General features: G+C 68.3%; 3 protein-coding genes and 1 tRNA gene. 1 reads left to right on the forward strand and 3 read right to left on the reverse strand.

All coding sequences use genetic code 11. The features are described 5' to 3' along the window. Nucleotides 1-222 precede the first annotated feature (222 nt). Nucleotides 223-528: a hypothetical protein gene (locus HUU96_RS14530; RefSeq protein WP_174293450.1), complete on the forward strand. Its 306-nt coding sequence runs from the start codon at nt 223-225 to the stop codon at nt 526-528. Nucleotides 529-555: 27 nt separating this feature from the next. Here HUU96_RS14530 and HUU96_RS14535 read toward each other — a convergent pair whose 3' ends face one another. From HUU96_RS14535 to HUU96_RS14545, 3 genes are all read right to left on the reverse strand, one after another. Then, complete coding sequence (locus HUU96_RS14535; RefSeq protein ID WP_174293451.1) at nt 556-738, reverse strand: hypothetical protein; 183 nt, start codon at nt 736-738, stop codon at nt 556-558. Between the two features lie 183 nt (nt 739-921). Next, nucleotides 922-997, reverse strand: a tRNA-Glu gene (locus tag HUU96_RS14540). Between the two features lie 69 nt (nt 998-1,066). Continuing rightward, nucleotides 1,067-2,440: a class II 3-deoxy-7-phosphoheptulonate synthase gene (locus HUU96_RS14545; protein ID WP_174293452.1), complete on the reverse strand. Its 1,374-nt coding sequence runs from the start codon at nt 2,438-2,440 to the stop codon at nt 1,067-1,069. Nucleotides 2,441-2,704 lie beyond the last annotated feature (264 nt).

The following is a 2,704-nucleotide window of genomic DNA, read 5'->3' on the forward strand; positions in this document are numbered from 1 at the left end:
GGTCGCTCATCTACGGTCTCCTCACGGAGCCTGAATCAGATCGCGACGCTCACATCAATGGGTCCTGACCCTAGCGCTGATATACGTTGTCGGTTTGGTCTGACCCATGTTGTGGCAGCAGGTCCCGCCATGGTCTAGCGCCGGACCATCGTTGGCACGCGACCCATCCAGGCGCCGACGGCGGAGAGACAAGCGCTCTCGCCTGAACTTGCCGAGGCAACCATGTCCAACGATAGGCCGTCCGATGACGGTATCGCCACCAGTGCGTCGCCGACCGCTCCCGAGCCGGACTCCCACGGGCAGGCGGCGTTGCTGCTGGTGGAAAGCATCATTCACACGTTGATCGATGCCAAGGTCCTCTCTCGGGTTCAGGTGATCGGCGCGGTGCGCACCGCCGCGGAGGTGAAGGTCGAGGTCGCCGACGAGCTGGGCGAGTCCGAAGCCAATATGCGCCGTTCGCTCGGCCTGCTGACGGCGATCGAGCGGACGCTGACGGTCGGCGAGCCCGGAGCCGCGAACGAGCCGTAACTCACCGCGCCATGCTGGCAACGCGCCTCAGCCCGCGAACATGAGCCGGAGTTGTTCTTGCGGCTCCAACCGCTCGATCAGCTGCGCGTAACGATCGGCCATCTGGCGGTGGATGACGGCCGCTATGCCGAGGCTCACCGGTGCGTCCCCCAACGCACGCTCCTGTCGCTCGCGCCGGCGGTAATAGGCGATGAGGTCCGGTCCCGACATGCTGTGTTCCCCAACCATGAGTCTGGTGACCCAAGCGGGTGTAGCGGTGGCTATTTCGCCCGATTGCAACATGGATTAGTGTTTTGGCCTATCACGCGACAAATGAGAATAGCGGGTCTTGGCGATGAGCCGGTGCGCAGGTCGCTGCGGCAAAGGCGAAGCGGCCGCCATTCCTGCCCGCTTTGGTGACCCCTACGGGAATCGAACCCGTGTTTTCGCCGTGAGAGGGCGACGTCCTGGACCGCTAGACGAAGGGGCCTTGTCCCGAGCAGGGCGCGGTGGAGGCGGGCACCTACGCAGCGATGCCCGCCCCGTCAAGCGTGGCGCGTCAGGCGGCGGCCCGGCGGCGTTCGGCCATTTCGGCGTTGAGCATCTCCGCCAGCAGGAACGCCAGTTCCAGGCTCTGGCCGGCGTTGAGGCGGGGGTCGCAGTGGGTGTGGTAGCGGTCGGCCAGGCTCTGCTCGGTCACCGCCACCGCGCCGCCGGTGCATTCGGTGACGTTCTGGCCGGTCATCTCGGCATGGATGCCGCCGGCATGGGTCCCCTCGGCACGGTGAACCGCGAAGAAGCCGCGCACCTCCGCCAGGATGCGGTCGAACGGCCGCGTTTTGTAGCCGGTCGCCGCCTTGATCGTGTTGCCGTGCATCGGGTCGCAGCTCCACACCACCGGATGGCCCTCGCGCGTCACGGCGCGGATGAGGCGCGGCAGGTGCGCCTCGATCTTGTCATGGCCATAGCGGGTGATCAGCGTGATCCGGCCGGGCACCCGCGCCGGGTTAAGCGTGTCCAGCATCCGCAGCAGCGCGTCGGGCTCCAGGCTGGTGCCGCACTTCAGGCCGACCGGATTGCCGATGCCGCGCAGGAACTCCAAGTGGGCGCTGCCCTCGAAGCGGGTGCGGTCGCCGATCCACAGGAAGTGCGCGCTGGTGTCGTACCAGTCGCCGGTCAGCGAGTCCTGCCGCGCCATCGCCTGCTCATAGGGCAGCAGCAGCGCCTCGTGGCTGGTGTAGAACACCGTCTGCGCCAGCTGCGGCACGGTGTCGGGGTTGATGCCGCACGCCGCCATGAAGTCGAGCGCCTCGCCGATGCGGTCGGCGGTCTCGGTGTATTTCTTCGCCCAAGGGCTGCGGCCCATATAGTCGTGGGTCCAGCGGTGGACCTGGTGGAGGTTCGCGTACCCCCCCTGCGCAAAGGCGCGCAGCAGGTTGAGCGTCGCCGCCGATTGCGAATAGGCGCGCACCATCCGCTGCGGGTCGGGGATGCGGCCCTCGGGCGTGAAGGCGATGTCGTTGACGTTGTCGCCGCGATAGCTGGGCAGGGTGACGCCGTCGATCGTCTCGGTCGGCGTGCTGCGCGGCTTGGCGAACTGGCCGGCCATGCGGCCCAGCTTCACCACCGGCAGCTTGGACGCATAGGTGAGGACCACCGCCATCTGCAGGATGACGCGGAAGGTGTCGCGTATGGTGTTGGGGTGGAACTCGGCGAAGCTCTCGGCGCAGTCGCCGCCCTGGAGCAGGAAGGCTTCGCCCGCCGCGACCCGTGCGAGGTCGGCGGTGAGGTTGCGCGCCTCGCCGGCGAAGACCAGGGGCGGATAGCTGCCGAGCTGCGTCGTCGCGGCGTCCAGCGCGGCGGCGTCGGGATAGTCGGGAAGCTGACGGGCGTCGGCCCCCTTCCAACTATGGGGGGCCCAGTTCGCGGCCATGGTCGTCGTCCTAGCTGATTGCGCGCGCCGCCATGCGCGCAAAGGCGGCTCGGGGCAATGTCGGCTTGCCTTTGCCCCGGCGAACCGGGAGTATCGAAGCGGTGCGCGGACGAGCCTGGAGAAGCGTGCCGCGCCTAGCGCCGGCCTGGCTGGCGGCGGCGCTCCTGCTGGCGGTGCCGTCCGGTGCCGACCGGGAGGCGGAGCGGCTGCGCGCCCTCGACCTGCGATTGGCGACGGTGGCGTGGCGGCTGGTGACGGGCAACG

The organism is Sphingomonas bacterium, assembly GCF_903644135.1.
Classification (GTDB): Bacteria; Pseudomonadota; Alphaproteobacteria; order Sphingomonadales; family Sphingomonadaceae; genus Sphingomonas.

Bases quoted from the DNA above. Each gene is read 5' to 3' on its own strand.
- HUU96_RS14530 (WP_174293450.1), top strand. From the start codon at position 223: ATGTCCAACGATAGGCCGTCCGATGACGGTATCGCCACCAGTGCGTCG.
- HUU96_RS14535 (WP_174293451.1), bottom strand. From the start codon at position 738: ATGTCGGGACCGGACCTCATCGCCTATTACCGCCGGCGCGAGCGACAG.
- HUU96_RS14545 (WP_174293452.1), bottom strand. From the start codon at position 2,440: ATGGCCGCGAACTGGGCCCCCCATAGTTGGAAGGGGGCCGACGCCCGT.